We start from the raw sequence: 26,202 nt of genomic DNA on the forward strand, positions 1-26,202 counted from the left end.
AGCGTGACTTAGAGTGTTTCAGTAGATTTACACCTCTATTATGCTCTTCGAACAAAATCCTACGCATGGACAGTTCCGTAGCTCGATACATGCGCAGTCAGACGGACCATCAAAGTGCACAGACAAAGACGCCGCCTGGGAAAGGCGGCGTTCTTTACTGCAACTGGCAGTCAGTCAAGGCGCTCGATAATCGCCGAGCCCCACGATAGGCCCACACCAAAGCCGCTCAGGGCGACACGCTTGTGTTGCGAACCCATCACATGCTTTTCAAGCAGAAGCGGAATACTGGACGACACAGTGTTGCCCGTTTCAGCCATATCCTTGACAAAACGCTTGGGATCACCGCCCTCGAAACGCTGGGATACGGCATCAACGATCGCCGCACTGCCCTGGTGCAGACAGTAGAGGTCGATGTCCTTCGCCTGCAACTGGCTGGCATCAAGCAGCTGCTGCAAGTGAGCCGGTACCTTGACCAGGGCGAAATTGTAAACCTGACGACCATTCATGAAGAACTTGCCATCGGTAGTACGCAAAAACTCAGCGCCCGCGCCGTCAGTGCCGAACAGCGACTTACCCAACTGCCAGTGCCCACCTTCTCCCATCCAGGTCACCGTTGCGGCATCACCGAACAACATGGTGGTGTTGCGATCCTCAGGATCCACAATCTTCGAGTAAGGGTCGGCGGTGATCAGCAGGCCATTCTTCAGCCCCGCAGCCTCCATGAAACCTTTCATGGCATACAAGCCATACACATAGCCGGAGCATCCCAGAGAGATGTCGAAGGCGGCGATATGGGTCGGCAGGCCGAGTTTGTGCTGGACGATAGCAGCAGTGTGCGGCAAGCCTTCTGCATCGCCGTTCTGAGTTACGACGATCACAACGTCGATAGAGACCGGGTCCAACGCTGGATTGCCGGCGAACAGGGCCTTGACGGCCTCGACACACAAATCGGAGGTTTCCTGACCAGCGCCCTTGCGCGGCAAGAAAGTAGAACCGATCTTGCCAAAGATGAAATCCTGGTCCTTACCGAATTTCGCGCCTTGCGCGTAGTTGTCCAGCCCTTCAGCCGGCACGTAACTGGCGATACTTTTAATGCCAATCATATGGCTTCCCAATTCAGAAAAAGCAAAATGCCCACCAGGCACCACGAACGCAAGCCAGGTAACCAGCTAATGAGCCTCCTGGCAACGCCGCTCGCCGGCTCAACTGTTCCCGGTTTCGGGAATGATAACAGTGAAGATGCGCGCCGTGACTTCCGAGTCACGCGCTTTTGTCGAATCGGTTGCCGATAAGATCAGAAACCGCGCACGACTCATCCCAAGCCCCGGCCCGGACAAGGCAAGGCAAGGCAAGGCGTTCAAGCAAGTGGTCACAACAGGACGCGGGGCATGAATCAGGAACGGGAGGCGTAATCGGCCCATCAACGTGGGGCGGGTGGGTATCAGCCTGTCAATGGCCAATACCCCTGTGCACCTGCAATCGGCTGACCTTGCGGTCATCACCGATTGCCTGCCCTCAAGGAACGCGCAGAACCGCCGGCTGGCGGACGGGGATGGAGCGTGCAGGGTTGACGCTTAGTTCGCCTGCCCCTTGGTAAAGTCCAGCAACTTTTCCAGGACATCCTTCACCACGGCTTCACGCCCTTCCATCTCGGCCAATCGTTGAACGGCAGCATCCAATCGGCGGATATCTTCTGGGAACTCAACGTAGCTGAAAATCTGCTCGCTGCCGGAAACCTTGCCATTTTCAAACCGTTCGATCGCCTTGATCATCCGGTTCGGATGCTGGCGGATGCAGGCTTGATCCTTGACGAAAACCGCCAGGAAGTCGCTCCATACGTCCTCATGCTGCGGCGTGATAAAGGACTCCAGCAACGCCGGGTTCATCCCCTGGCGCTTGGCCCAGGTGACCAGCGCACTCCCTGCATCAGGATAGAAGCGCCAGCAGTCAACCGGGTAACGATGGAATGCACCATTGGAGGGTACGTTGATGAACAGGAGTCCGTCAGGCTTCAAAATTCTCAGGCATTCGGTGAACGACAACCAGAACATCTCCGAATGCTCAAGACATGAGGAGCTGACGATCACGTCGACAGACTCGCTCTCGAACGGAAGGCTATACGGATCGGTGAGGACGACATCGACCCCCTTGCCGACGACAAAGTCCACACCAATGTAGCGCACACCCGGCGGAGCGACGTCTCGAAGTGAGCCGTTGACGTCTTGCGCGCCTATTTCCAACACCAGGGAAGTCGAACTTTCGCCCAGGTAGGTATCGAAAAACAATTGTCCGTTCTGCATTGCGGTGGGATGCATGTATTTAAAAATTCCAATTCGAGTTTGATAAGTTAACGCCGAACTTCAACCGGCCACAGCCCTGAACACGTACTGCAATGGCAGCGCATCCTGAACAGCCAGTTCCGGATCTCTTCCGGCCGCGGCAGCCATCGCATGGATCATCGGGAGATATTTTTCGCGCTCAGGCTCGTCAAAAACACGCGGCACCCCCGCCTCGACAGTCAAACCTGCTTGGTTGAACATTTCGAGCATGGTGACCAGCGTAAACCAGCGGATATGAGTCCTGTCGAACAGGCCGGAATCTTCATAGCGGAAGTCACCCACACTGAGCCGCGCCTGAACACTCCAGTGCTGGGCATTCGGAATACACGCGACTACACAGCTGCCAGGCACGCTCGCTTCACGGACTCTCTGCAAGAGCAACCATGGATCGTACAGATGTTCAAGCACATCCCCAAAGACCCAACAGTCAGCGGCCAAATCGCCAGCAAGCAAATCAGCGCTGGCCGTTTCGATGTTCATGTCAAGAACACGATCACAGTGCTCGCGTGCGAGCTCCGCATAACCTGCATCGATCTCAATCCCCGTGTAATGAACATCGGGGTTCAGTTTTTTGTATTCGCGCGCGAGCGCACCAGAGCTGCAACCGACCTCCACAACACGCTTGGCATTCGCAGGCATCAGCTTGAGTAAATCAGGGTTATGGAACTGATGGACCGGTGTTTGTTTCTGCACAGTAGTCTCCTGAGGCTTTCGGATGTCTGCAACGCCATACTTGTTTTGATAACGGCGAAAGCTCTCGCGCCACGCGGGCGTACCGAACGCCCCTCCGCTTTCATGCACGACGCTCAGCGGCCACGTGCCCATGCTTAACCCGTTCAGTTCAGCTGAACGACAGAAATCCATGTCATAGAAGTGAAATTCAAATTGCTCGTCAAAGCGCACCCCGGCCTGTTCGAGGCGCTCACTGTCTGCCGCAAGCAACAACCCATCGAGCAATTTGCAGGGTTGAGGCACACGCCCGAAATTCGAGACAGTGCAAGGGAAACTCTTACCGTGCCCGACCATACCGCTCAGGAAGCACGGCTGATCCCAAGTGAACCGATCGTCAATGAAGGCCCACGCGGGTTGACCTTCAACACGCCGTATATTGCCTGCAAGCCCGACAATATCGAAAGTTACCACCGCTTCGCGTATCCGCTCGCTCCACAAGAAGTCACACAGGTGCACATCGTCATGAACGAACACCAGAATGGCAGGATTTTCCCTGGCCTCATCAATCGCGCGGTTGTAGATGGTCGAAAGCCCCTGCTTGTTCTCTGCAAACAGCCTGATTTCCACAGGATTGGCCGCCTGGTGGATCAACAAGGATCGGCCAAGAGCAGTCTTCGTGGAAAACTCCTGCTCAGACACGCGCGTTCCACATACGATTCGAATAGGTTTCATGCGGGCACTTAGTTATTGAATTTTGACAAGGACACCCGACCCACGGCGTCGCAGTATCACGCGCCAGAGTACCCAGTGAATTACAATGTGAGGCTGCCCCCCTGACTAGAGAGCGGCCCCACTTGAACCGATCAAATCACACCAAGGCGATTACAACATCGCCATCCAGGCCAACTCGCCCTCAGGGCTCAGTCGCTCGTCAGACGCCCGACCACTAAAAGCCTGCGGCCAGCGTTCGGCCAGCGCCTGGGCAACACTGGCATCAGGTGCCGACAGACCTGTGGCGCGAACCTGAGCCTGCGGTGTCCATACAACCGTAAGGCCCGCGTCCTGTACTTGCAGGCACAACTCAACATCCGCCCCAGGCAGTGCCTGCAAACCGCCGCACTGTTCGAATAGTGCCTTGTTCACCATCAGGCAATCCCCGGAAACGGCCGCGCAACCACGCACTGACAAGCGCCACTGATCAGCGGCGCCCAGCCAAGGTGTATCAACCTGTGGACCACTCAGCAGGCCATAACCGGCATGAGCCAAGGTGGAATCAGCGCTATACAACGCGCCTCCCACAACGCCAACTTCCGGGCGCTGGGCCTCGTTGAGCAAGCTTTCGAGCCAGGCGGGACTGATGACCTCTCCGCCCACCGAGAACAGCACCAGATACTCGCCCTTGGCCTGACTCGCCGCCAGATTGAGCAAGTCATTACGCGAAGCACCAGACTCTGCGCTCAACACCCGTACACGGTTACCCAACCCATGCTGCTCGTCTATTTCATCAGAACCATTATTAGTGCAAGCCACTATCACTTCATAACGCGGGTAGCGCGTGCGTTGCAGCACGCTAGCCAGGCACGCCTGCAAAGACGCCCCCCTCTCCTCACTCGCCACCAGGATGCTGACCAATGGCGTAGCGGCATGACGAAAATCGATCTGCAACCCGGATACGCCGCTGCCACTGACGTGACCACGATAGCCCAGCTGCCTCAGGTGGCGCTCCAGCACCACCTGGGCTTGCGTGGTCAATTCCTGCGACGGGTGTTCGCCAAGTACCAGGTAATCATCCAGATGAGCGAGGCAGACCACGCCTTGCGCTTCCACCAGACGCAGCAACAGGTCAAGCTCGACTGCCTGAGGCTGGGCATCGCTATAGCCTCCCAGATCAAGCACGGCCTGACGTCGTACCAGCCAGTGGCGAGACATCAGGGCAGGCTGACCACGCAGCAGATCAAGATCGGCACCTGGACGTACGACGCTGTTCAAGCGCCCTTCCTTATCGCGCTGCACTTCGTTGGCACAAATAGCGTGGCAGGCCTTAGCGTTACTCAGCTCCAACGACAAGTGCAGCAATCCGCCAGTGAGCAATTGCTCACCCGCCTGCATCAACAGCAGCCATTCACTCGGCAATTGGCGCACTGCCTGGTTCAGGTGGGCGATCCAGTTGTCTTCTGTAACTTGAATGAAGTGCAAGGCATCACGTGGCGTGGTGATCACCGGCGACTTGCCAGCCTTGAGAACCAACAACTTGAAATTGCGCAACCCACTGGCGAGCAGGCTGTCGAAGGTGGCCTGCAGCGCGCGGTCATCGTTGGTCAGGTCCAGCACCACAAAGGCAACTTGCTCAGCGGGCGAGCGCGTCAGATGCGCCAACACACGCTCACGCGCCACATCATCCGGCGTCGCTGCAGCCAGCTTCGCAAGTATCTGGCCAGAGTTCGTAGCGGCCAGGCTCTGCTGCGGATCGTACGACTGGGTCTGCGCCAGCCGCTGGAGCCAATCATTCATCTCTCCGGTATTAGCGTCGTCGCTCTCGCAGGCCAAGGAATCGGCCAACCGCTGACATACTTCGCGATTGAACAGACCTAGCGCCAGCGCTTGCAAGTAACGATGCTGAAGACTCCCGGAGGTATCGTTAGGGTGAGTCAGCAGAAGTTCGCGCTGGCGGACCCAACTGCCCTCTAGAGCCTGGTACTGCCGCTCCCCCGTCGGCCAGCCATGACAGAGGAACTCCAGCGTGGTCAAGCAATCGAACAACGCCCCGTTGTAGTACGGCAGCTCGACGAACTGACGCGGCTCGAACACCCGCTCAGGCCCCTCTGTAACGCTCGCCCAGGACGAGGTGAACAGAAGCGGCTGTTCCTGTGAGCCATAAGTGTTGCGGACAAAACGGTTGAGCAGCGTAAAACCTGACTCATCGGTACACAGGCCGAACCCGGCCGCATCCCACTGCAGCAATGCGCGAACAACTTGGGTGAACTGCTCTTCCCGGGCGGCAACTGGCAGCGTGCAAGGCGCGTACTCACATACCACATCGGTCTGCTCGACGGATTCGATTCCACCTTGTGCCAGCAGTGCGTAAGACAACGCTACACGCCAGCCGGAAAAATCCAGGTGGTCTGGCAACAGCGCCAGTGCGCTCTGCAAAGCCCCGACTCGCAGTACCGCTCGCCACGCGGGCTGAGCGGCATGAGCATACTGCCCTAAACGCGCAGTGGCGCTCTCTTCGGACAAGGGCGCCAGGGCAGAGCCCACTTTGTGATAGGCCACTTGCCCATTGCCGACCTCATAGGACAGTGCGTAACCCTGAGCACCAATTAACTGCGAAGCAGCCTGCAAACGAACGGCGGCGTTGTCCAAGGCGGCAGGTAAAATGAAGTCGGGATCCAGCGCCAGCATCACCAACGGCGTTGTCACCTGTTGCAGCGCCTGAGCCAGCCGTTGACTGCACAACGCACTGCTACTGGCCTGCAATGACTCCAGCGCCAGACAAGGCACGCCTGCCTGTTGGTAGAAGTGCTGTGCCCGCGCACGGTGATCGACCTGCGCATGTCCAAGCAGAACGACCGTTACATCATTGCGCGACCCGGTTGCGATTATGTTCATAGCGTACCTGTTTCAAAATGATGGGTTCAGCGCCCGGCGTGGCCGAGCGTCAGGATTCAGTCCGCCAGCCAGGCATTCGCCCAGTGCTGCAGATGTCGCGGTGTAAGCAGATAGTCTCGCAACACTACTTCACGCAGGGCGTCGCCCTGGCGGTAGCTGGCTTGAGGGTCCGACAAATGCATGCGAACTGCCTCCAGCCACTGTTCAGTCGAGTTTTCACGTACCCGCGTGCATGGCAGGTAGCCTGCATAGGCTTTGGTGTCGGTACAGATCACCGGAAAGCCGCACACGCCATACTCCAGCAGCCGCAGGTTGCTCTTGCAGTCGTTGAACAGGTTCTGCTCAAGCGGCGCCAGGGCCAAATCAAGGTTGAGGCTGGCCAACTTCTGCGGATACTGGGCAAGCGGTACTCCTTTATGGAACTCTTTCACGTAGGGCAGCAGCATCTGCGGGCACATACCGAAGAATACCCAGTCGACCTCATCGGCCAGGCTCTGGACCACCTCCAGCATCAGCTCCAGATCACCTCGGTGGCTGGTACCGCCAGCCCACCCGACCCTTGGCTTGATGCTCGTCTGACGCTCACTGGTCAGCCCAGCCCACAGCGATGCCGCCAGCATGTTGGGTACCACGCGAATATCGTGATGCATGTGTGACAGCGCATCGGCCAATGGCTCGGTGGAAACGACCAGCCGATCACACAGGCCAATGGCCTGACTGAGCTTTTGACCCACATTGCCGGGCCAGTTTCGGACATGGTCGTTCTTTTTCGGCGGATCAATAACGTAGTCGTCGATTTCAAAGATTCGCCGGGCACTGGAGAACTGCTTGAGCTGCGCGATTTCCTTGATGCTCTCGTTCGCATAGCGCAATTGCACAATAATCACATCCGGCTTTTCACGTTCCGCCTCGACCGGTGTCGGCATGTTGTAGCTGAGTCGTCCCTGTATCCAGCCGGCGCGCTCCAACTCAGTGAATGGCTGGATGACGCGGTAATGACCGACACCCGAAGCATTGAATGGCAAGGCCAGTACTGAAGGCATCGCTCGATCAATGAAAGGATCCCAGCCACTACGCAACCCGGGTTCAAGGTTGAAGCTTCCCTGGATCAGGCTCAGGTTCCGATTGTAGTTGGGGTCGCAAGCGACGCTGGGCAGCCACCGCTGGTAGAACGCCTGCTGATCGGCCTCCTGATCGACGCTCGGAGAATGGCTCGTCACGCCCAATCGAGCCACTTTCGAAAAAGGAGTCCAAACGACCAAGTAGCCAAGCTCGCGTGCCCGTAGGCACAGGTCGGCATCGAACCAACCTTGCTGCAGCGAATCAGTGTCCAGTCCTTGCAACTCACGGAACAATTCCCGCCGTATCAACAAGCAATCCAGACTCAAGGCGCTCCAATTCTGTACCAAGCGCAAGCGGTCAAGATAACTGCTATCACCGACACGGCCCAAAAATGGATTACCTGCCAGCCCTCTAAGACCCAATACCAAAGCACCCGATGCAACCGTGCCATCTCGGCCGAACAGCTTGGGCCCGACTACCCCGACTTCTGGACGCTGAGCCTGGAGCATGAGTTCGTCAAGCCACTGCCCGTCGAACAATGCACATCCCGCATCCAGCATCAAAAGATAATCGCCCCGTGCATGCTCACTGGCTTGATTGAGGCTCTGCGCTCGACATTGGGATTGAACGCGAACTACCCGCAACTGCTCATCGCCCAGCCCTTCCATTGCCCTCAACCAGCCCTGTACATCAGCTGACTCCTCACCGCTGGCGATCAGAAGTACCTCATACGGGCCATAACGGGTGTGCTCGAACAGAGACTCTACACAACGCCGCAATGTGAGCAGGTCCACTGTGGCCGGAATCAGGATCGATACACTGGCCGACTGTTCATGCTGATAGCGCACCCGGGTTATCAGGCTATCCGGGGTACTGTCTACCTGGGCCAATATGCCCAGACGCTGGAGGTGCGCGCGCACCACGGGTGCGGCAAGCTCCTGGATGGATGACTCACGCATCCAGTCGGCATAATTGTACTGACTCTGTACGAGCACTTCAGGTACATGCTCGACCACATGCACACCGTGGGTTTCGACCAAGCGCCAGAGCAAGTCGTGTGGAGCCAGACCCGCATACTGTTCGTCGAACCCACCTATCGCAGATAACACCTCACACTTGAACGCCAACTGACGCCCAACATAGGGCAAGCTGCGCATCAGATCGAGATTGAAATCCGGCTTGAAGATTGGCATGGAGGACGCTCGCCCATCATGCCTCCCTTCATCGCTGTACAGGCATAAGATATTTGCACGCAATGCCATGCGCTCGGCCATTATGACCAATGCATGGGGGTGTAGACGATCACCTGCCTGCAGCAGGAGTATCCAGTCCACCTGACCGTCATTCGCCAGTAAGGTATTGATCTGCTTGAATCCGTCGCCCTGGCGAACCTGATATTGAACCCCGGCGACGGTCGGGAGCGTTGAGTTGGCGGGACCCAGCAACAGAATACGGCTGGCAACATACGACTGTGCCGTCAGGCTGTCCAAAGTCGCGCGCAGGGCAAGCTCATCGCCCTCATCACAAAACACCACCGGCATGATGCGCGGCTGGCAGGGCCACTGTTCGATGCGTTTGGGTAGCAGGCGTAGCTGCCCCTCCGACAAACTGCGACACTCCAGCCATTCGGCATACAACTCAGCGAAATCAAGGCTGTGCGTACCCACCTGTTGGTTGAAGGTCGCGATCTGTTTGGTTAGGAAGTTTCGAACATCCAGTTCTTCCCACGCCGGGTCACTGCCACCGTAATACGAAGCCAACGGCAGATAACGAACATAGCCGTCGGCCGGTGCCTTCTCACTGGTGCGCGCGGCCAGCATCTGCAGCAGCCACTCACTCTCAGCGGTAACCGCCTCAGTCATTACCACCTGATGACTGAGCCTGCCCGCATAAATGCGCTCAAAGCTCAAGAGCTGGTCCAAACTGGCGAGATGTCCGCGACGCAGCAAACAAATGTACAGAGCCATATCCAGGCGTGCGACAAAACCCTTCCCGTCCTGCACCAGTGTCTCAAGGTATTCCTCGACCTGAGCACGACGAAATAGTGCATGGCTGATACCGCCAAACAGGTTGACCGTATTATCGGCGACACACGCCAGCAAGTCCGCGCCATGGAGCACTGCACTCGCCGGCGAGATCAAGCAATTGAGAAAACGAGAAGGAAGCAGTATGTCGTCAGCATCGCAAAGCAATCGCTGGCCGATCACTATGCTGACCTCCTCATTTTCCTGCAGCACTTTGGCCTGCCGGCTGACGCACTGGTGAATCAGGGTGTCATCGTCGCAGAGGAACTTGATCATCTCGCCTGATGCGTGACTCAAACAGGCCAACAGATTGCGGGCAAAACCCAAACGCTGGGAATTACGCACATAACGCAGGGTTACCGAAGATGCCTTGCCCAGCTCTTCGCAGATCGCCTCAATTTCTGGACCGGAGCTGTCATCGCAGATGACGACTTCCAGATGTGGGTAATCCTGACTGAGTGCGCTGAGCAGAGTGCCGCGGAAAAACTCAGGATTGAAGGCAGGAATAGCGATGCTGACAAGTAGCGGTTCGTTCATTTGGGTAAACCTGGAAAGAACGCCAGGTGACGATGAGTCGTCACCTGGGTGGATGCAGCGAGGAGGTTCTATCAGAGCCGATTGAACAGCCCGAGCGAAGCGATTTTGCTGAACGCCAGTTGAGAGGCCTGCAACATGTTTTGTTGCAAGGTCAACCGCGTCATGACCTCGGCAGGGTCCGAATCACGGATGGTCGATTGCGTCTGAGTATTTGCCAGCACCAACGCTTCGTTGGACTCGACCTGAGTGTCCAGCGCCGCACCGCGGCCGCCGACCGAACTGATGCTGGAGGACACCTGATCAAGACCGCTGGTCAGGTTGCCCATGCCGGCCGTCATCGCCGCTTGCTGCTTCTGGGTCGCGACTGCATCGCCGTTGGTCGGTGTATTGAGTGCGGTTTTCAACTGGCTCACGGTGTCCAGAATGTTCTGGGTCTCGTGAGTGTTGACCGCAATGTTGAACTGATCGCCGTTCTGCAGAGGGTCGGCTACGGTGTCGTTCAGGGTGAACTCCACACCGGATGCGGTCGCGGTGTTATCCACCATCGTGCCGCTGGAGACGGGTTGACTGTCGGCGGTGATCGGCGCCGCGTACAAGTCGAACGTGGTAGCACTGGTGAATTTCAGCACCGCCGAGCCGTTCGGGAAACTGGCATTGTAAGCGGCCTGATCGGTAATGCGGGTACCGGTCACCTGTACCGGACTCGGGTTGCCGGGACCACGGGAAACGTTGAAGGTATCCGGCTTGCCTTCCAGCGTGAACGTCCGCCCGGTCAACGGTGCGGCAGGATCGTTGAAGTTCAGGGTCAGGTCGACACCGCGAAAGCTGATGTTCTGGTTCTGGCTAGCGTTGATCACCCCACCCTGGGTGGCTTCATTGGTCACGTCGTTACCGAGGCCGTCAGTAATCCTCAGTTGGGTCCCACTGACAAATTCAATCAGATACGGCTCGCCGCCGCGGAATTTGTTGTTGTACGTCACATTCGAGCTCACTTGCCCGTTGGACAGGGTCACAAGACCGTCATTCATCGACCCGGTGACCTGAGTGCGACTGGTATTGATCGCTTGCTGGAACACGTCCCAACCGGTGCTGTTGGTGGCCATCGACATACTGTCACCGATCGGCAGGTTCAGGGTCACCTGATCGCCGTTGTAGCTGTAGGTGCCGTCGGAATTGCGTGTAAACGGAACGGTATCGCCCTTAGAGCCGGCGAAGATGTACTTGCCGTTTTCATCCTGGCTATTCATCAGGCTCAACAGCTGCTCTTCGATCTGGCCCAATTCCGAAGCGTTGGCCTGTCGGTCGGCATCGGTATAACCCGCGTTGTTGGCACCAATGGCCAGTTCCTTGGCACGTTGTAACACGTTGGTGATGCTGGTCATTACTGACTCGGCCTGGCCCAGGGTCGCCTTGATCGTGTTGGTGTTAGCCTTGTACTGATCAAGCATCGAAGCCTGCTGCCCCAATTGCAGCAAGCGCGAAGCGCCGACCGGATCATCTGCAGCGGTATTCACGCGAACCAGGCTGCTGGCCTCTTCGCTGCTCTTGACCACGTTGGCAAAGTTCTTCTGATAGTTCGCAGCAGAGGACTCGTAAAACTGGGCGGTAGAAATGCGCATGGGCTACGACTCCTTAAAGACTGTTGATCAATGTGCTGAAGATTTCCTGCGCAGCCTTGATGATCTGCGAAGAGGCGGTGTAGTACTGCTGATACTTGACCAGGTTGCCGGTTTCCTCGTCGAGGTCGACACCGGACAACGAGTCGCGGGCGCCCTTGGCGTTGGCCAGGATCGCGCCGGTCGCGGCGCTGTCGAGCTTGCCCTGAGCGGCTTTGGAGCCGACACCCTCGACCAGTTTGCCGTAGGCGTCGTTCAGCGAAATGCCTTTGCTGGCGGAGCCGGTGTCTACGGTCTGCTTGGTCTGCAGACCCGCCAGTGCGGTGCCGTTGCGGTTGTCCAGCGTACCCGGCTGACTGAGCGAAACATTGATCGCGGTGCCTTTGCCAGGTGCGCCAGCGACGGTCATGTCGAAGCTCACGGTGTACTGAGTGGCGGGCGCAGGCGGGATCGGCGCACCACTGGCATCCTTGAGCGGGATATTCAGGCTCAGTGTGTTGCTCTCGCCAGGCTTGATGGTGCCACTGCTGATCACTCCGCCCTTGGCATCCAAAAACTGGTACGTCTGGCTGGCTCCGTCGGCGGAAACATCACCAAACACGATCTTGGTCGGTGTGGAGTTTTTCAGGCCGTTTTGCATCGCGGAGGTAGTGGCCGCGTCATAGATATCGAACTGGGTGGTCAGCGTCGGTTGACCACTGGCCGGAATCGTCAGCGTGCCACTGCCGCCTGCCGCAATTGCCGCGCCCAACGGAGCCGCGATGGCCAGACGTTTGGAGTCGGTCATCTCGGTCTTGATGTTGCTCGCGGCGTTGCGGGTCGGGGTGATCTTGAAGGTGTCGCCAACCGTGGCAGAGGCCGCGCTGAACTTCAGCTCAATGCCGTCGAAGACCGGGGCCGTTGCCGGCGGCGCTGTGCTGAAGCTGCCCATGGACGTGTTGTCCGGCAGGCGCTGAACCGTGTAATCGGTAGCACTGGTAAACGTGACCTTGTAATCGTTGATGGTCAGCTTGCCGGTGTCCTGGATGCTCACATCGAAGTTGCCGGTACCCACGTTGTTCGTGCTGGCAATGCTGCGCTGAGAAATTTGAGCAGCCGAGTTGATGCTGTTGAACAGGTTCGAACCGAAGTCACCGTTCTTGTCGATGCCCTGGGCCTGAATACTGTTCATCTGATCGGCGACGACCAGGGCGACGCGGCCCAGTTCGTTCATGGCCGGGTCGAGCACGGTGCTGCGATAACGCAGCAAGCCGCCGATTTCGCCGCCGGTCATGATCGACGTGATATCGATGGTGCTGGAACCACGATTGAGTTGCAGCGACAACCGGTTAGGATCGTCCTTGCCCGCTACGACTTCGAGTTTGTTGACGGTGTTACCGATCACCAGCGGCTGACCGCTGCCCAAATAAATGTCGACGCTACCTTCGCGCTCGACTATCTGTGCGCCGGTAAAGGTCGAGAGCTGGCGTACGGTCTCGTTACGGGCGTCGAGCAGATCGTTGGGCATGCCACCGGCGCTGGAAATCTCGGCAATCTTCTGGTTCAACTGCGCCACGGTGGCGGCCAGCTTGTTGACCTGATCGGCCATGTTCGTCAGGTTGCCGTTGATGTTCGCGTTCTGCGCGTTCAACTGGCTGGACACCGAATTGAAACGGTTGCTCAAGGCCTGGGCATCGCTGAGCAGTAACTGGCGGGAAGCATCGTCACCGGGTTTGGCGTTGACGTTCTGCACCGAGGCGAAAAACTTGGTCAAGGCGCCATTCAGGCCGGTACCGCTATCCGATAACAATTTGTCCAAGGGGCTGACCTGGCCCAAATACGCGGCCGAATCGCTGTTGAGCGAAGTGGTGGTCTGCAACTGTGCATCCAGGTAGCTGTTGTACACCCGGCGCACATCGGCCAGGGTCGTGCCGGTGCCGATGAACACGTTGCCGAACTGCTGTGAGGACTTGGTGCCCTGCACGGTTTGCTGACGCGAGTAACCAGCGGTATCGGCGTTGGCAATGTTGTTACCCGTGGTCATCAACGACGCTTGGCTGGCAGACAGCCCCGACATCCCGATATTGAGCAAACTCATGGTTCAGACCTTATAGCTATGCCTATAAAGGCGTGGTGGTAGCGCCCGCCGCAGCGTAGTTCTGGTAACTCGTCATCTGCTTGGCTATCTGCGAAATCTTGCTAGCGTAGTCCGGGTCGGTTGCGTAACCGGCCTTTTGCAACTCGCGCACAAACTGTTCTGGGTTATCGGCCGACTTCACAACATCTTGATAGCGATTGTTGGTTTGCAGCAAAGTCACAAGGTCATGGAAGCTGTCCTTGTAAGAGTCGTAGGAACGGAACTCGGCCGTCTCCTTGACCATCTCGCCATTCCTGAATTCGCTGGTGATCGCGCGTGCCGACTCGCCCTTCCAATTGCTGCTGGCCTTGATGCCGAACAGGTTGTGACTGCTGCTGCCATCCTGGGCGCGCATGACCGATTTGCCCCAACCGGTTTCCAGGGCGGCCTGCGCCACCAGGTACCGCGGATCGACACCAATGCGTTCGGCGGCCTCTTTGGCCATCGGCAGCATGGTGTTGACGAATTCATCGGAGGAACTGAAGGCTTTCTTCGCTGGCGCCAAGGGAATTTGCGCGACGGCACGCCCATGAATCTGCAAGCCTGGATTCGAAGCCGCTTGCGCATTCGCCAGCCAATCACCGTTGAACAACGGCCCTGAACCGGTGGACGCCAAGCGCTCCGGTAATGGCATCTTGTTGACCGTCGCGGCTATCGTCGTGGTGGCGGTCGTCTCGGCGGAAGGCACGAGACCGGCCAGCAAACGATCAGCCAGTTTTGGCGGCAAGGCCAGGCGCCGTTGATTGATCAGCGCCATGTCATTGTGGTGAGCGCCCTCACCCGTATTTGCCGACGACTTCACCGAGCGCGAAGCCCACAATGGACGCTCACCGTTGAGGCGCGACAGCGGCCCGTTGGTGGCGGTCGTACCAGCGGCAATCGGTGTTTCCATCGCGGCTTTCGCGGCCGCTTGCTTGGCGGCAGACGCTGCAGCCGCTTCGCCCGGCGCCAACGGTTTGTTCTTCGACATCTGGCGCATCAGCACGTCCGCCAGACCGATACCGCCGCCCTCGCGGGACATGGAAACGGCCAACTGCTGGTCGTACATTTCCTGGTATTGCTTGGCGGCCGGCGTGTTGAGCGGATTGTCCTGGCCCAGCGCATCGGTGGCCGAGCGCATGGACTTGAGCATTTCACCGAGGAACAGCGACTCGAATTCCTGCGCAACCTTGCGCATGTTTCCGTCACTGTTCTTGTCGCCGACCTTGAGCTGGTTCAAGCGATTCAAGTCCGAATAAGAACCCGAATCGCTACTGCCGACACCCAAACCGCCCTTGCGCATATCCATGGTCGCCGTCCTCAGATCACGATCAGGTCGGCTTGCAACGCGCCGGCCTGTTTCAATGCTTCGAGGATGGCCATCAAGTCACCCGGTGCCGCGCCGACCTGGTTCACCGCACGCACGATTTCGTCGAGGGTGGTGCCCGGGCCGAACTTGAACATTGGCTTGGCTTCCTGCTGGGCGTTGACCCGCGAACGCGGCACGACAGCCGTCTGACCATTGGACAGAGGGCCGGGCTGGCTGACGATCGGGTCTTCGGTGATGGTCACGGTCAGGCTGCCGTGGGTCACGGCGGCCGGGGAAACCTTTACGTTCTGGCCGATCACGATGGTGCCGGTACGGGAGTTGATGATGACTTTCGCCACCGCCTGACCCGGGTCGACTTCAAGGTTCTCGATGATCGACAAGTAGTCGACGCGCTGGCTCGGATCGAGTGGCGCGCTGACGCGAATCGAACCGCCGTCGATGGCCTGGGCAACGCCAGGGCCGAGCATGTTGTTGATCTTGTCGACGATGCGCTTGGCGGTGGTGAAGTCGGAACGGTTGAGGTTCAGGGTCAGGCTGTTGCCCTGGTTGAAACCGCTCGGCACCGAACGCTCCACCGATGCACCGCCAGGGATGCGACCGGCCGACGGAACGTTGACGGTAATCTTTGAGCCATCGCGACCTTCGGCATCGAAACCGCCGACCACCAGGTTGCCCTGGGCGATTGCATAGACGTTGCCATCGATACCTTTGAGCGGCGTCAGCAGCAAGGTGCCGCCGCGCAGGCTCTTGGAGTTACCGATGGACGACACGGTAATGTCGACCTGCTGACCCGGCTTGGCGAACGCCGGCAGATCCGCACTGATCGACACGGCGGCGACGTTCTTCAACTGCACGTTACCCGAACCCGGCGGTACCTTGATGCCGAACTGCGAGAGCATGTTGTTAAAGGTCTGCAGGGTGAACGGCGTCTGGGTCGTCTGGTCACCGGTGCCGTTAAGCCCGACCACCAGGCCGTAGCCAATCAATTGGTTGGAACGCACGCCGGAAATGCTGGCGATGTCCTTCAGCCGCTCGGCTTGAGCGTTGAAGGCCGCGGACAGCAACAGGGCGGCCACCATCAGGTGTTTGAAGTTCAACGTGACCACCTAGAAAGGGAACAGCGGGCTGAGGAAGAAACGGTCGAACCAGCCTGGCTGACTCGCATCGGCAAACGCACCAGTGCCCGAATAGGTGATCCGCGCATCGGCGACACGGGTCGACGAAACGGTGTTGTCCGTAGCGATGTCATCGGCTCGAACAAGCCCGGCAATCCGCACCAGCTCATCGCCGGTATTGAGGGTCAGCCACTTCTCGCCACGCACGGCGATGATGCCGTTGGGCAACACGTCCGCGACAGTCACGGTGATCGAACCGGTCAGGCTGTTGCTCTGGCCGGACTTGCTGTCGCCCTTGGTTGCGCGGTCACCTTCGTATCCGACGTCCAGACTCAGGCTACCGCTGCCCACTGGATCACTGGTGCTCAGGCCTCCGCCGAAAAACGAGCTCAGGCCGATGTCGGTCTTGCTGTTCTTGGCGGTTTGCGAATTGGCGTTCTTGCTGGCCTGGGTGCGCTCGTTCAGGGTGATGGTGATGATGTCGCCCACCCGGAATGCCTTGCGGTCGCTGTACAGGTTCTGTTCGAAACCGGCCTGGTAGATCGAGCCGTTATTGGCGGCAGCCGGCAACGGCGTACGCGGTAGCACCGGGGCGTAGTAAGGGTCATTGGGCTTGGGCGGCGGGGCAACGCAGCCCGCGAGCACGACAGCCCCACTCAGTGCCAGAACAGATACAAAGCGATTCATGACCCTACCTCACGGTGTTGCAGGCAGCCTCATGGCTGCCTCATAGACTTGATTACAGATTCTGCGTTACGAACGAGAGCATCTGGTCGGCGGTGGAGATCACCTTGGAGTTCATCTCGTAAGCGCGCTGGGTGGTGATCATGTTGACCATCTCCTCAACGGTGCTGACGTTGGAGGTTTCCAGGGTGTTCTGCAGCGTGGTGCCGAAACCGGCCAGGCCCGGGGTGCCGACTTGCGGCGCGCCACTGGCAGCGGTTTCCAGGAACAGGTTGTTACCCACCGCTTGCAGACCGGCCGGGTTGATGAAGTCGGCCGTTTGCAGGTTGCCGATCACCTGGGATGCCGGGTTGCCGGTAACTGTGATGGACACGGTGCCGTCGCGACCGACCGTGAAGGTCTGGGCATCGTTGGGGATGACAATGGCCGGTTCCAGGGCGAAGCCGCTGGCGTTGACGATCTGACCATTGGAATCCAGGTGGAACGTACCGTCACGGGTGTAGGAAGTCGTGCCGTCCGGTTGCAGAATCTGGAAGAAACCGCGACCGTCGATGGCCATGTCCAGCGGCTGCTCGGTGGTTTGCAGGCTGCCGGCGGTGAAGTTTTTCTGGGTGCCGACGATGCGCACACCGGTACCCACTTGCAGACCCGACGGCAGTTCGCTGTCCTGGGTCGACTGGGCGCCTGGCTGGCGTTTGATCTGGTAGAGCAAGTCCTGGAACTCGGCGCGGTCACGTTTGAAACCCGTGGTCGACACGTTGGCCAGGTTGTTGGAAATAGTGGTGAGGTTGGTGTCCTGGGCGGACAGACCTGTTTTGGCAACCCATAGAGCCGGAAGCATTCGATTCTCCTCGTGCGCCTGTTTTACGGCGCGACGTTCTGATAATTAGCTGATCTGCAAGACCCGAGCCATGGCCTGGTCATCGTCTTTGGCGGTGTTCATCATCTTGATGTGCAGTTCGAACTGCTTGGCCAGGGCCAGCACCGACGTCATCTCTTCCACGGCATTGACGTTGCTCGACTCGAGGAACCCGGACACCAGTTTGACGTTGGCATCGGCTTGCGCCGGCTTGCCGTCCTTGGTGTGGATCGAACCGTCCAGGCCTTTGGTCATGTTCTTGAAGTCAGGGTCGACCAGTTTGATGCGGTCGACTTCGGCCATCACGCGCGGACCTTCGCCCATCGCACGAATGCTGATGGTGCCGTCCTCGCCCACTTCGATTTGCTGCTCGGGCGGCACGGCAATCGGCCCGCCATTGCCCATCACCGGCATACCGTTGCCGGCGCGCAACACGCCCAGCGCGTCAACGTTGAGGCTGCCGGTGCGCACGTAGCTTTCGCCGCCATCGGGGTTCTGCACGGCGATCCAACCGTTGCCTTGCACCGCGACATCGAGGTCGCGACCGGTTTCCACCAGTGAGCCCGGGGAGAAGTCGGTGGCCGGACGCTCGGACAGGGCAAACGCACGCGCCGGAAAGCTGTCACCGAACACCGGAATCGAACGCGCCTGCTCCAGGTCTTTCTGGAAACCGTTGGTGGAGATGTTCGCCAGGTTGTTCGCATGAGCCTTCTGCGCCAGTGCATTCTGGCTGGCGCCGGTCATTGCCACATAAAGGTACTTGTCCACACTCTTTCCTCTGCATGCCGGACGTTTGCCGCCCACCGCTGTACTGCAGAGCCACAAGCAATTTGCAGACCAACTTTTTTCTGGCGGCGCGGGGTCCGGCAAACAAAGGACTTGAGGGGTTTTGCGGGGATTTTTGAAATGTATCGAAGACGAAAAACCGGCGGTGTTTTGCCGCTTCGCGGCAAGGATTAGCCTTGACCCTGATCGTTCCCACGCTCTGCGTGGGAATGCCTCAATGGACGCTCTGCGTCCGCTTTGGGACGCGGAGCGTCCCGGGCTGCATTCCCACGCGGAGCGTGGGAACGATCAGACCTAGGCGCTGCCGGGTTCTTTGCCTACTTCATACTCACGCAACTTATTGGCAATGGTCGTATGCGAAACCCCCAACCGCTTGCCCAGCTGCCGGCTACTCGGGTGTTCGGAATACAACCGCTCCAGCACCGCTTTCTCGAACCGCCCGACAATCGCGTCCAACCCGCCTTCGAGGGAAAAATCGCCAAGCGGCTGACGCACGCCATAGTCCGGCAGGCGAATATGCTCAGCCTTGACCGTCCCGCCTTCGCACAGGGAAACCGCCTGGAACAGCACGTTTTCCAGCTGCCGCACGTTGCCCGGCCAATGGTAGTGACTGAGCCGCTCCATGGCCGCCGGCGCCAGTTTCGGCAGTGGGCAACCGATCTGCCGACTGGCCTGATCGAGGAAGTGCTCCACCAGTGGCGTCAACCCATCGAGGCATTCGCGCAACGGTGGAATGTGCAGCGACAGCACATTCAAGCGGTGATACAAGTCCTGGCGAAACTCGCCGCGCGCGCACAACTCGGACAAGTCGACCTGCGTCGCGCAGATCACCCGCACATCCAGATAAACCTCTTCGTCATTGCCTACACGCCGGAAGCAACCGTCCTGCAGGAAGCGCAGCAATTTCACCTGCAAGCGCGGGCTCATTTCCCCAACACCATCGAGAAACAGCGTACCCCCCGCCGTCAGCTCCAGCAGCCCGAGCTTGCCTTCGGCTCGCGCGCCTTCGAAGGCACCGGGACCGTAGCCGAACAGTTCGGTCTCAGCCATCGATTCAGGCAATCCGGCGCAGTTGAGCGCCATCAACGGAGATTGGCCCCGGGGGCTCGCCAGGTGACAGGCTCGCGCCAACAACTCTTTACCGGTCCCGGTTTCACCTTCTATCAATAGCGGCGCATCCAGCGGCGTCATGCGCCGAGCTTCGCGCACCACCGCCGCCATCACCTTCGAACTCTGGAAGATACTGTCGAACCCGCGCAGCTCCTGCTTGCGCACGTTGTAGATGCGCTCCCCTACCCGATCAGCACGGTGCAACGTCAGGACCGCTCCGGCCATGGCTTCGCTGTCGTCATGCTCCGATTGCAGCGGCGCAATGTCGGCGAGGAACACATCGCCCTTGACCTTGACTCGCAGCCCATTGATCCGCGACTTGTTGGCGCGCACCAGTTCCGGCAAGTCGAAATCCTCGGCGTAGCGGGACAATGGAATCCCCGGCACCTCATCCACCCGCACTCCAAGCAATTGCGCCGCCGCGCGGTTGGCCGCGACGATCGAGCCACCCATGTCGATCGACAGCACCGGAAATTCCAATGCGCCGAGCAAGGCGTTGAGTTCCATGTGCCGACGTTCACTGGGCATCAGCCCTACGCGCTTGACGCCGAAAACCCCGGCAATCGCCTCGAATTTCGGACGCAACGCCTGGAACTGAATGTTGATCAGGTTCGGGCAATGCAGGTAGATCGCGTTGCCATGCTCACCGCCGACCTCGCCGCGAGCGACGTTGATCCCGTACTCCACCAGCAGATTGAGAATGTCGCGCAGGATGCCGATGCGGTTCTGGCAGTGGACTTTGATGCGCATATAAAAGGCCTGAAAAAGCAGTAATCGGGTTGATGCCAAGCGCACAACCTGTGGGAGCGGGCTTGCCCGCGAAAGCGTCGACACATCCAACATTGATGTATCAGACAGACCGCTTTCGCGAGCAAGCTCGCGCTTACAGGAGTTATTTTCTGCCGAGGCGCTCAGATAGTCGTCAAGATTATGTGACAGCTAGAGCGCTTTTCAAACCCGGAAATCTCAATACCTGCGCAACAGCCGCCAAACCGTAACGAAAACTTTACGAATATCGACGAATTCTCCTACGCCTGACGCGGATCACCTACTGCAACCTCGCAATCCTTGGGGTATTTCTAAGTCCATAGCAGGACATAACAAGAACGAAAATCCCCTAGCAGGAGAGCAGCATGAAGCAGACGCACTACGTGGCTCGCGAGCCCGATGCGCAAGGTTTTATCGACTACCCCGCCGAAGAACATGCGGTGTGGAACACGCTGATTACTCGCCAACTGAAAGTGATCGAGGGTCGTGCGTGCCAGGAATACCTGGACGGTATCGAAAAACTCGGTCTGCCCCACGACCGCATTCCACAACTCGGCGAGATCAACAAAGTCCTCGGTGAAACCACCGGCTGGCAAGTTGCCCGAGTCCCGGCGCTGATCCCCTTCCAGACCTTTTTCGAACTGCTGGCCAACAAGCAGTTTCCGGTGGCGACCTTTATTCGTACCCGTGAAGAACTGGATTACCTGCAAGAGCCGGACATCTTCCACGAGATTTTTGGCCACTGTCCGCTGTTGACCAACCCTTGGTTTGCTGAATTTACCCACACTTACGGCAAACTCGGCCTACAGGCTTCCAAGGAAGAACGCGTGTACCTGGCGCGTCTGTACTGGATGACCATCGAGTTCGGCCTGGTTGATACACCAGACGGCCAGCGCATCTACGGCGGCGGCATTCTTTCTTCGCCCAAAGAAACCGTTTATTGCCTGTCGGACGAACCTGAGCATCAGGCCTTCGATCCGCTTGAATGCATGCGCACGCCCTATCGCATCGACATTCTGCAGCCGCTGTACTTTGTCCTGCCGAACCTCAAGCGCCTGTTCGACCTGGCCCACGAAGACATCATGGGTATGGTCAAGCAAGGCATGCAGTTGGGTCTGCACGCACCGAAATTTCCGCCAAAACCCAAAGCTGCGTGATCCGCGACTTTTACGATCAAGTGAGTCTGTCAGGAACCGACGCTTTGCTTTAGCGTGGTGACACCGCGCGGTTCCGCTGACGGCCAACCTCCTATCATTCGATTTCAGGAACCCATCATGTCCACATTGAACCAAGCCCATTGCGAAGCCTGCCAAGCTGGCGCTCCTCAGGTCAGCGACGAAGAACTGCCGGTACTGATCAAGCAGATCCCGGACTGGAACATCGAAGTACGCGACAGCGTGATGCAGCTGGAAAAAGTTTTCCTGTTCAAAAACTTCAAGCACGCCCTGGCGTTCACCAACGCCGTCGGTGAAATCTCCGAGGCTGAAGGTCACCACCCGGGCCTGCTGACCGAGTGGGGCAAAGTCACCGTGACCTGGTGGAGCCACTCCATCAAAGGTCTGCATCGCAACGATTTCATCATGGCCGCGCGCACTGACGACGTGGCCAAGGACGCCGAGGGCCGCAAATAATGCATTTCGACGCCATAGGTCGAGTACCCGGCGACCCGATTCTCGGACTGATGGAGGCCTATGCGCAGGACCCCAACCCGCGCAAATTCGACCTCGGCGTGGGCGTCTATAAAGACGCCCAGGGCCTGACACCGATTCTCCAGTCCGTGAAGCTCGCCGAGGCACGGCTGGTGGATCGTCAGACCACCAAGACCTACATCGGTGGTCACGGCGAACCGGCGTTCGGCAAAGCGATCAATGAATTGGTGCTCGGCGCCGATTCGGAACTGATTGCCGAACAACGCGCCGGCGCTACCCAGACGCCGGGCGGCACAGGCGCGTTGCGTCTGAGTGCGGACTTCATCGCCCAGTGCCTGCCGGGTCGTGGCGTGTGGTTAAGCAGTCCGACCTGGCCGATCCACGAAACCATCTTTGCTACGGCGGGCGTCAAGGTCAGTCACTACCCCTATGTCGGCAGTGATAACCGGCTCGACGTTGAAGCGATGCTCGCGGTGCTCAATGAAGCGCCAAAAGGCGATGTGGTGCTGTTGCACGCCTGCTGCCACAACCCGACCGGTTTCGATCTGTCCCATGATGACTGGCGTCGGGTGCTGGACGTGGTACACAAGCGTGAACTGCTGCCGCTGATTGATTTCGCCTACCAAGGCTTCGGCGATGGCCTCGAACAGGACGCCTGGTCGACCCGGTTGTTCGCGGCCGAGTTGCCGGAAGTGCTGATCACCAGTTCCTGCTCGAAGAACTTCGGCCTGTACCGCGACCGCACCGGCGCGCTGATTGTCTGCGCGAAAACCGCTGACAAGCTGGTGGATATCCGCAGCCAACTGGCCAACATCGCCCGCAATCTGTGGTCGACGCCACCGGATCATGGCGCTGCCGTGGTGGCGACCATCCTTGGCGATCCAGAGCTGAAAAGCCTGTGGGCCGACGAAGTGGCAGCCATGCGTTTGCGTATCGCCCAACTGCGCAGCGGTTTGGTGGAAGCCCTTGAGCCTCATGGTTTGCGGGAGCGCTTTGCGCATATTGGCGAGCAACGCGGGATGTTTTCCTATACCGGATTGACGCCGGACCAGGTCAAACAACTGCGCGATCACCACAGCGTTTACATGGTCGGTACTGGCCGGGCGAACGTTGCCGGGATCGATGCAACGCGTCTCGATCTGTTGGCCGAGGCGATTGCCGAAGTCTGCAAATAACCCGCCTCTTTGCACTGATCGTTCCCACGCTCTGCGCGGGAATGCCTCAACGGACGCCCCGCGTTCGGCTGTAGGGGAAGCAGAGCGTCCCGGGCTGCATTCCAGGCAGAGCGTGGGACGATCACCTGCGTCATTGCTGCTGACCTGTCTATACAATCCCATCCGTCGAAACAAATGGATATAAAAGTCTATTTGTCATTTCTCCTGCTGTATCCTGCGCAGGCTTTTTTAAAAGCGCGGATCTACCAGATCTATCAACAGACTTTGCGAGGAGCGCGAAACATGCACGAGATCCCTAATCTCCCCTTCCCAAGCCTGCACGAAACTGAGCAGACAACCACGCAACAAGCCGGTGCCCAACAGCCCGAGCCGAAAGAAGCCACTGAACGCCGCCAGGCCGACAGCGAAGACTGATACACCTGCAATGCCAGACCGTGTGGAAAGCGCTAACATGCGCTTTCCACACCGCCTGAACCCTTGAGCTGCACACCATGACCGAAGAATTCACTCCTACTGTTGACGAAGTTCTCCAGGCCAGCGTCCTGATCGGCACCGCCGAGAAGATGATCGAGATCTGGAATCGCCTCTCCCCCGAGAAACAAGCCGCCCTGCTGGCCCGTTTCGGCAGCGAAGAAAACGCCCTGGCCGCCCTGGTCACGACGCAACTGGTAGCCCCCGCCAAGCCCTGATCCATCCCCGTCCGGCAAATAGTTTACTTTTCCACGCCCCGTGGCCGCTCGGGCCGCTATCATAAGCAGCCTATCTATCCTGCTTTCCCGTGGACCTTTTACCCATGCCTGAAAACCAGCGCCCCTTGGCGGTCACGCTGCAAGTCGTTTCCATCGTCCTGTTCACCTTCATCGGCTACCTCAACATCGGCATTCCCTTGGCCGTACTGCCCGGCTACGTCCACAGCGACCTGGGCTTCGGCGCGGTGATCGCCGGTCTGGTGATCAGCGTGCAATACCTGGCCACCCTGCTCAGCCGGCCATATGCCGGGAAGATCATCGATAACAAAGGCAGCAAACTGGCGGTGATGTACGGCCTCGCCGGTTGCGGTTTGAGCGGCGTGTTCATGCTGATTTCGGCCTGGACCCAGAGCCTGCCGACCTTGAGCCTGATCAGTCTGTTGATCGGCCGTCTGGTGCTGGGCAGCGCGGAAAGTCTGGTGGGCTCGGGTTCGATCGGCTGGGGCATCGGCCGGGTCGGCGCGACGAACACGGCCAAGGTCATCTCCTGGAACGGCATCGCCAGCTACGGCGCTATCGCCATCGGCGCGCCCCTGGGTGTGTGGCTGGTCAATCAATTGGGCTTGTGGAGCATGGGCGTGAGCATCGTGCTGCTGGCCGTCATCGGTCTGCTGCTGGCCTGGCCGAAAACCGCTGCGCCCATCGTCGCCGGCGAACGCTTGCCGTTCATGCACGTGCTGGGGCGAGTGCTGCCTCATGGTTGCGGCCTGGCATTGGGCTCCATCGGCTTTGGCACCATCGCCACCTTCATTACCCTGTATTACGCCACTCAGCATTGGGATAACGCGGTGCTGTGCCTAAGCCTGTTCGGCGCCAGTTTCATTGGTGCGCGACTGCTGTTTGGCAACCTGATCAACCGTCTTGGCGGCTTTCGCGTGGCGATTGCCTGCCTGTCGGTGGAAACCCTCGGCTTGCTGCTGCTGTGGTTGGCACCGGATGCCAACTGGGCGCTCGCGGGCGCGGCATTGAGCGGGTTCGGTTTTTCGCTGGTATTCCCGGCGCTGGGCGTGGAAGCGGTCAATCTGGTGCCGGCCTCCAGCCGTGGCGCGGCGGTCGGGGCCTATTCGTTGTTCATCGATTTGTCGTTGGGGATTACCGGACCGCTGGCCGGCGCAGTGGCTGCAGGATTTGGCTTTGCTTCGATCTTCCTGTTCGCCGCGATGGCGGCGTTGAGCGGTTTGGCGCTGAGCGTTTATTTGTACCGGCAGGCGCCAATGCACCTTAATGAAAAGTATCGGGAAGAACGGGACGCACGCTAAAAGTCGACCTTGCCGCGCCCGGCCTTGATGCTGCCGCGCTTGGTTTTTGATTCGAGACGACGCTTCTTCGAACCCGGGGTCGGTTTGGTAGGACGGCGTTTCTTTTCGACTTTGGTGGCGCTGAGAATCAGCTCGGTCAAACGCTCCAACGCATCGGCACGATTGGCCTCCTGCGTTCGGTATTGCTGGGCCTTGATGATCAACACGCCGTCGCTGGTAATGCGACTGTCCCGTAGCGCCAGTAGCCGCTCCTTGTAGAACTCGGGCAAGGATGACGCCGGGATGTCGAAACGCAGGTGCACGGCACTGGAGACCTTGTTGACATTCTGCCCACCAGCGCCCTGGGCACGAATGGCCGTCAATTCGATCTCGGCATCCGGCAGATGCACGTTGTTGGAAATCACCAGCATGGAAAAGCGTCCGGGTTCGGGGCGATCAGGATATCGCGAATGTCGGTCTGAATAGCACGTAATTATCGGAGCAGACGAGTTCAGCAAGGCCATACCAGACATTTCTTACAGCCTTCTCGGATTTACAAAAGGGCAGTTGCTTTGTTTCGAAGGGCAATACTAAGCTAAGGCCTCACCTCAACGAATTATATTAGTTTTATGAACCTTGAAAATATACGATACCATTTGGCAGTAACCTGTCTGGTACTTGGCTGCTCCGGCTTACCTGCAGCAATTGTTGTTTGGTGTATAACTCAAATAGTCCCACTAGAGGGAAAGCACCTAAAAATCACTTACTTAATAACTTATGTAACA

At 58.5% G+C, this 26,202-nt stretch carries 20 protein-coding genes; 6 read left to right on the top strand and 14 right to left on the bottom strand.

The features are described from left to right. Positions 1-170 precede the first annotated feature (170 nt). The 13 genes from FQ185_RS18455 to FQ185_RS18515 all read right to left on the bottom strand — a co-directional run bounded on the left by FQ185_RS18455 (position 171) and on the right by FQ185_RS18515 (position 20,588). Positions 171-1,103, bottom strand: a complete 933-nt coding sequence (locus tag FQ185_RS18455) for a ketoacyl-ACP synthase III (RefSeq protein WP_149418708.1) — start codon at positions 1,101-1,103, stop codon at positions 171-173. A gap of 471 nt (positions 1,104-1,574) precedes the next feature. After that, entirely contained in the window at positions 1,575-2,315 is a 741-nt protein-coding gene (locus tag FQ185_RS18460; RefSeq protein WP_149418660.1) for a class I SAM-dependent methyltransferase, read from the bottom strand. 45 nt (positions 2,316-2,360) lie between these two features. Then, on the bottom strand, positions 2,361-3,710 hold the full coding sequence (locus FQ185_RS18465; protein ID WP_256730435.1) for a bifunctional 2-polyprenyl-6-hydroxyphenol methylase/3-demethylubiquinol 3-O-methyltransferase UbiG: 1,350 nt from the start codon (positions 3,708-3,710) through the stop codon (positions 2,361-2,363). 183 nt (positions 3,711-3,893) lie between these two features. Further along, a complete protein-coding gene (locus tag FQ185_RS18470) occupies positions 3,894-6,620 on the bottom strand; it encodes a glycosyltransferase (RefSeq protein ID WP_149418662.1) in 2,727 nt (908 codons plus the stop codon). Between the two features lie 56 nt (positions 6,621-6,676). Then, complete coding sequence (locus tag FQ185_RS18475; protein WP_149418663.1) at positions 6,677-10,243, bottom strand: glycosyltransferase; 3,567 nt, start codon at positions 10,241-10,243, stop codon at positions 6,677-6,679. A 71-nt stretch (positions 10,244-10,314) separates the two neighbouring features. Continuing rightward, positions 10,315-11,862 (bottom strand): flagellar hook-associated protein 3, encoded by a 1,548-nt coding sequence (locus FQ185_RS18480; RefSeq protein ID WP_149418664.1) that lies wholly within the window; start codon positions 11,860-11,862, stop codon positions 10,315-10,317. Between the two features lie 13 nt (positions 11,863-11,875). Next, entirely contained in the window at positions 11,876-13,936 is a 2,061-nt protein-coding gene (gene flgK, locus FQ185_RS18485) for a flagellar hook-associated protein FlgK (RefSeq protein ID WP_149418665.1), read from the bottom strand. Between the two features lie 22 nt (positions 13,937-13,958). Beyond that, positions 13,959-15,263, bottom strand: coding sequence for a flagellar assembly peptidoglycan hydrolase FlgJ (gene flgJ / locus FQ185_RS18490; RefSeq protein ID WP_149418666.1), 1,305 nt, complete (start codon positions 15,261-15,263; stop codon positions 13,959-13,961). A gap of 11 nt (positions 15,264-15,274) precedes the next feature. Beyond that, complete coding sequence (locus tag FQ185_RS18495; RefSeq protein WP_149418709.1) at positions 15,275-16,363, bottom strand: flagellar basal body P-ring protein FlgI; 1,089 nt, start codon at positions 16,361-16,363, stop codon at positions 15,275-15,277. A 27-nt stretch (positions 16,364-16,390) separates the two neighbouring features. Then, entirely contained in the window at positions 16,391-17,086 is a 696-nt protein-coding gene (flgH, locus tag FQ185_RS18500; RefSeq protein WP_149418667.1) for a flagellar basal body L-ring protein FlgH, read from the bottom strand. 52 nt (positions 17,087-17,138) lie between these two features. After that, positions 17,139-17,924, bottom strand: coding sequence for a flagellar basal-body rod protein FlgG (flgG, locus tag FQ185_RS18505; RefSeq protein ID WP_149418668.1), 786 nt, complete (start codon positions 17,922-17,924; stop codon positions 17,139-17,141). A 45-nt stretch (positions 17,925-17,969) separates the two neighbouring features. Continuing rightward, the gene (locus FQ185_RS18510; RefSeq protein ID WP_149418669.1) at positions 17,970-18,710 is read right to left on the bottom strand and encodes a flagellar basal body rod protein FlgF; all 741 of its coding nucleotides are present in this window, start codon (positions 18,708-18,710) and stop codon (positions 17,970-17,972) included. A 312-nt stretch (positions 18,711-19,022) separates the two neighbouring features. Next, entirely contained in the window at positions 19,023-20,588 is a 1,566-nt protein-coding gene (locus tag FQ185_RS18515) for a sigma-54-dependent transcriptional regulator (protein WP_149418670.1), read from the bottom strand. 383 nt (positions 20,589-20,971) lie between these two features. On the opposite strand from FQ185_RS18515, the gene phhA reads away from it, so the two are divergent. From phhA to FQ185_RS18540, 6 genes are all read left to right on the top strand, one after another. Beyond that, on the top strand, positions 20,972-21,763 hold the full coding sequence (phhA, locus tag FQ185_RS18520; protein WP_149418671.1) for a phenylalanine 4-monooxygenase: 792 nt from the start codon (positions 20,972-20,974) through the stop codon (positions 21,761-21,763). A 117-nt stretch (positions 21,764-21,880) separates the two neighbouring features. Then, positions 21,881-22,237 carry a 4a-hydroxytetrahydrobiopterin dehydratase gene (locus tag FQ185_RS18525; RefSeq protein ID WP_123509107.1) on the top strand — a complete coding sequence of 119 codons (357 nt, stop codon included), beginning with the start codon at positions 21,881-21,883 and terminating at the stop codon, positions 22,235-22,237. Continuing rightward, positions 22,237-23,430, top strand: a complete 1,194-nt coding sequence (locus FQ185_RS18530) for an amino acid aminotransferase (RefSeq protein WP_149418672.1) — start codon at positions 22,237-22,239, stop codon at positions 23,428-23,430. The genes FQ185_RS18525 and FQ185_RS18530 overlap by 1 nt, the downstream gene beginning before the upstream one ends. Positions 23,431-23,712: 282 nt before the next feature. Then, the gene (locus tag FQ185_RS30665; protein WP_010461912.1) at positions 23,713-23,844 is read left to right on the top strand and encodes a hypothetical protein; all 132 of its coding nucleotides are present in this window, start codon (positions 23,713-23,715) and stop codon (positions 23,842-23,844) included. 77 nt (positions 23,845-23,921) lie between these two features. Beyond that, positions 23,922-24,119 carry a hypothetical protein gene (locus tag FQ185_RS18535; protein ID WP_149418673.1) on the top strand — a complete coding sequence of 66 codons (198 nt, stop codon included), beginning with the start codon at positions 23,922-23,924 and terminating at the stop codon, positions 24,117-24,119. 104 nt (positions 24,120-24,223) lie between these two features. Next, a complete protein-coding gene (locus FQ185_RS18540; protein ID WP_149418674.1) occupies positions 24,224-25,438 on the top strand; it encodes an MFS transporter in 1,215 nt (404 codons plus the stop codon). Here FQ185_RS18540 and arfB read toward each other — a convergent pair. Next, entirely contained in the window at positions 25,435-25,848 is a 414-nt protein-coding gene (gene arfB, locus FQ185_RS18545) for an alternative ribosome rescue aminoacyl-tRNA hydrolase ArfB (RefSeq protein WP_149418675.1), read from the bottom strand. The genes FQ185_RS18540 and arfB overlap by 4 nt on opposite strands. Between the last annotated feature and the right edge of the window lie 354 nt (positions 25,849-26,202).

The organism is Pseudomonas sp. ANT_H12B (genome assembly GCF_008369325.1).
GTDB lineage: Bacteria > Pseudomonadota > Gammaproteobacteria > Pseudomonadales > Pseudomonadaceae > Aquipseudomonas.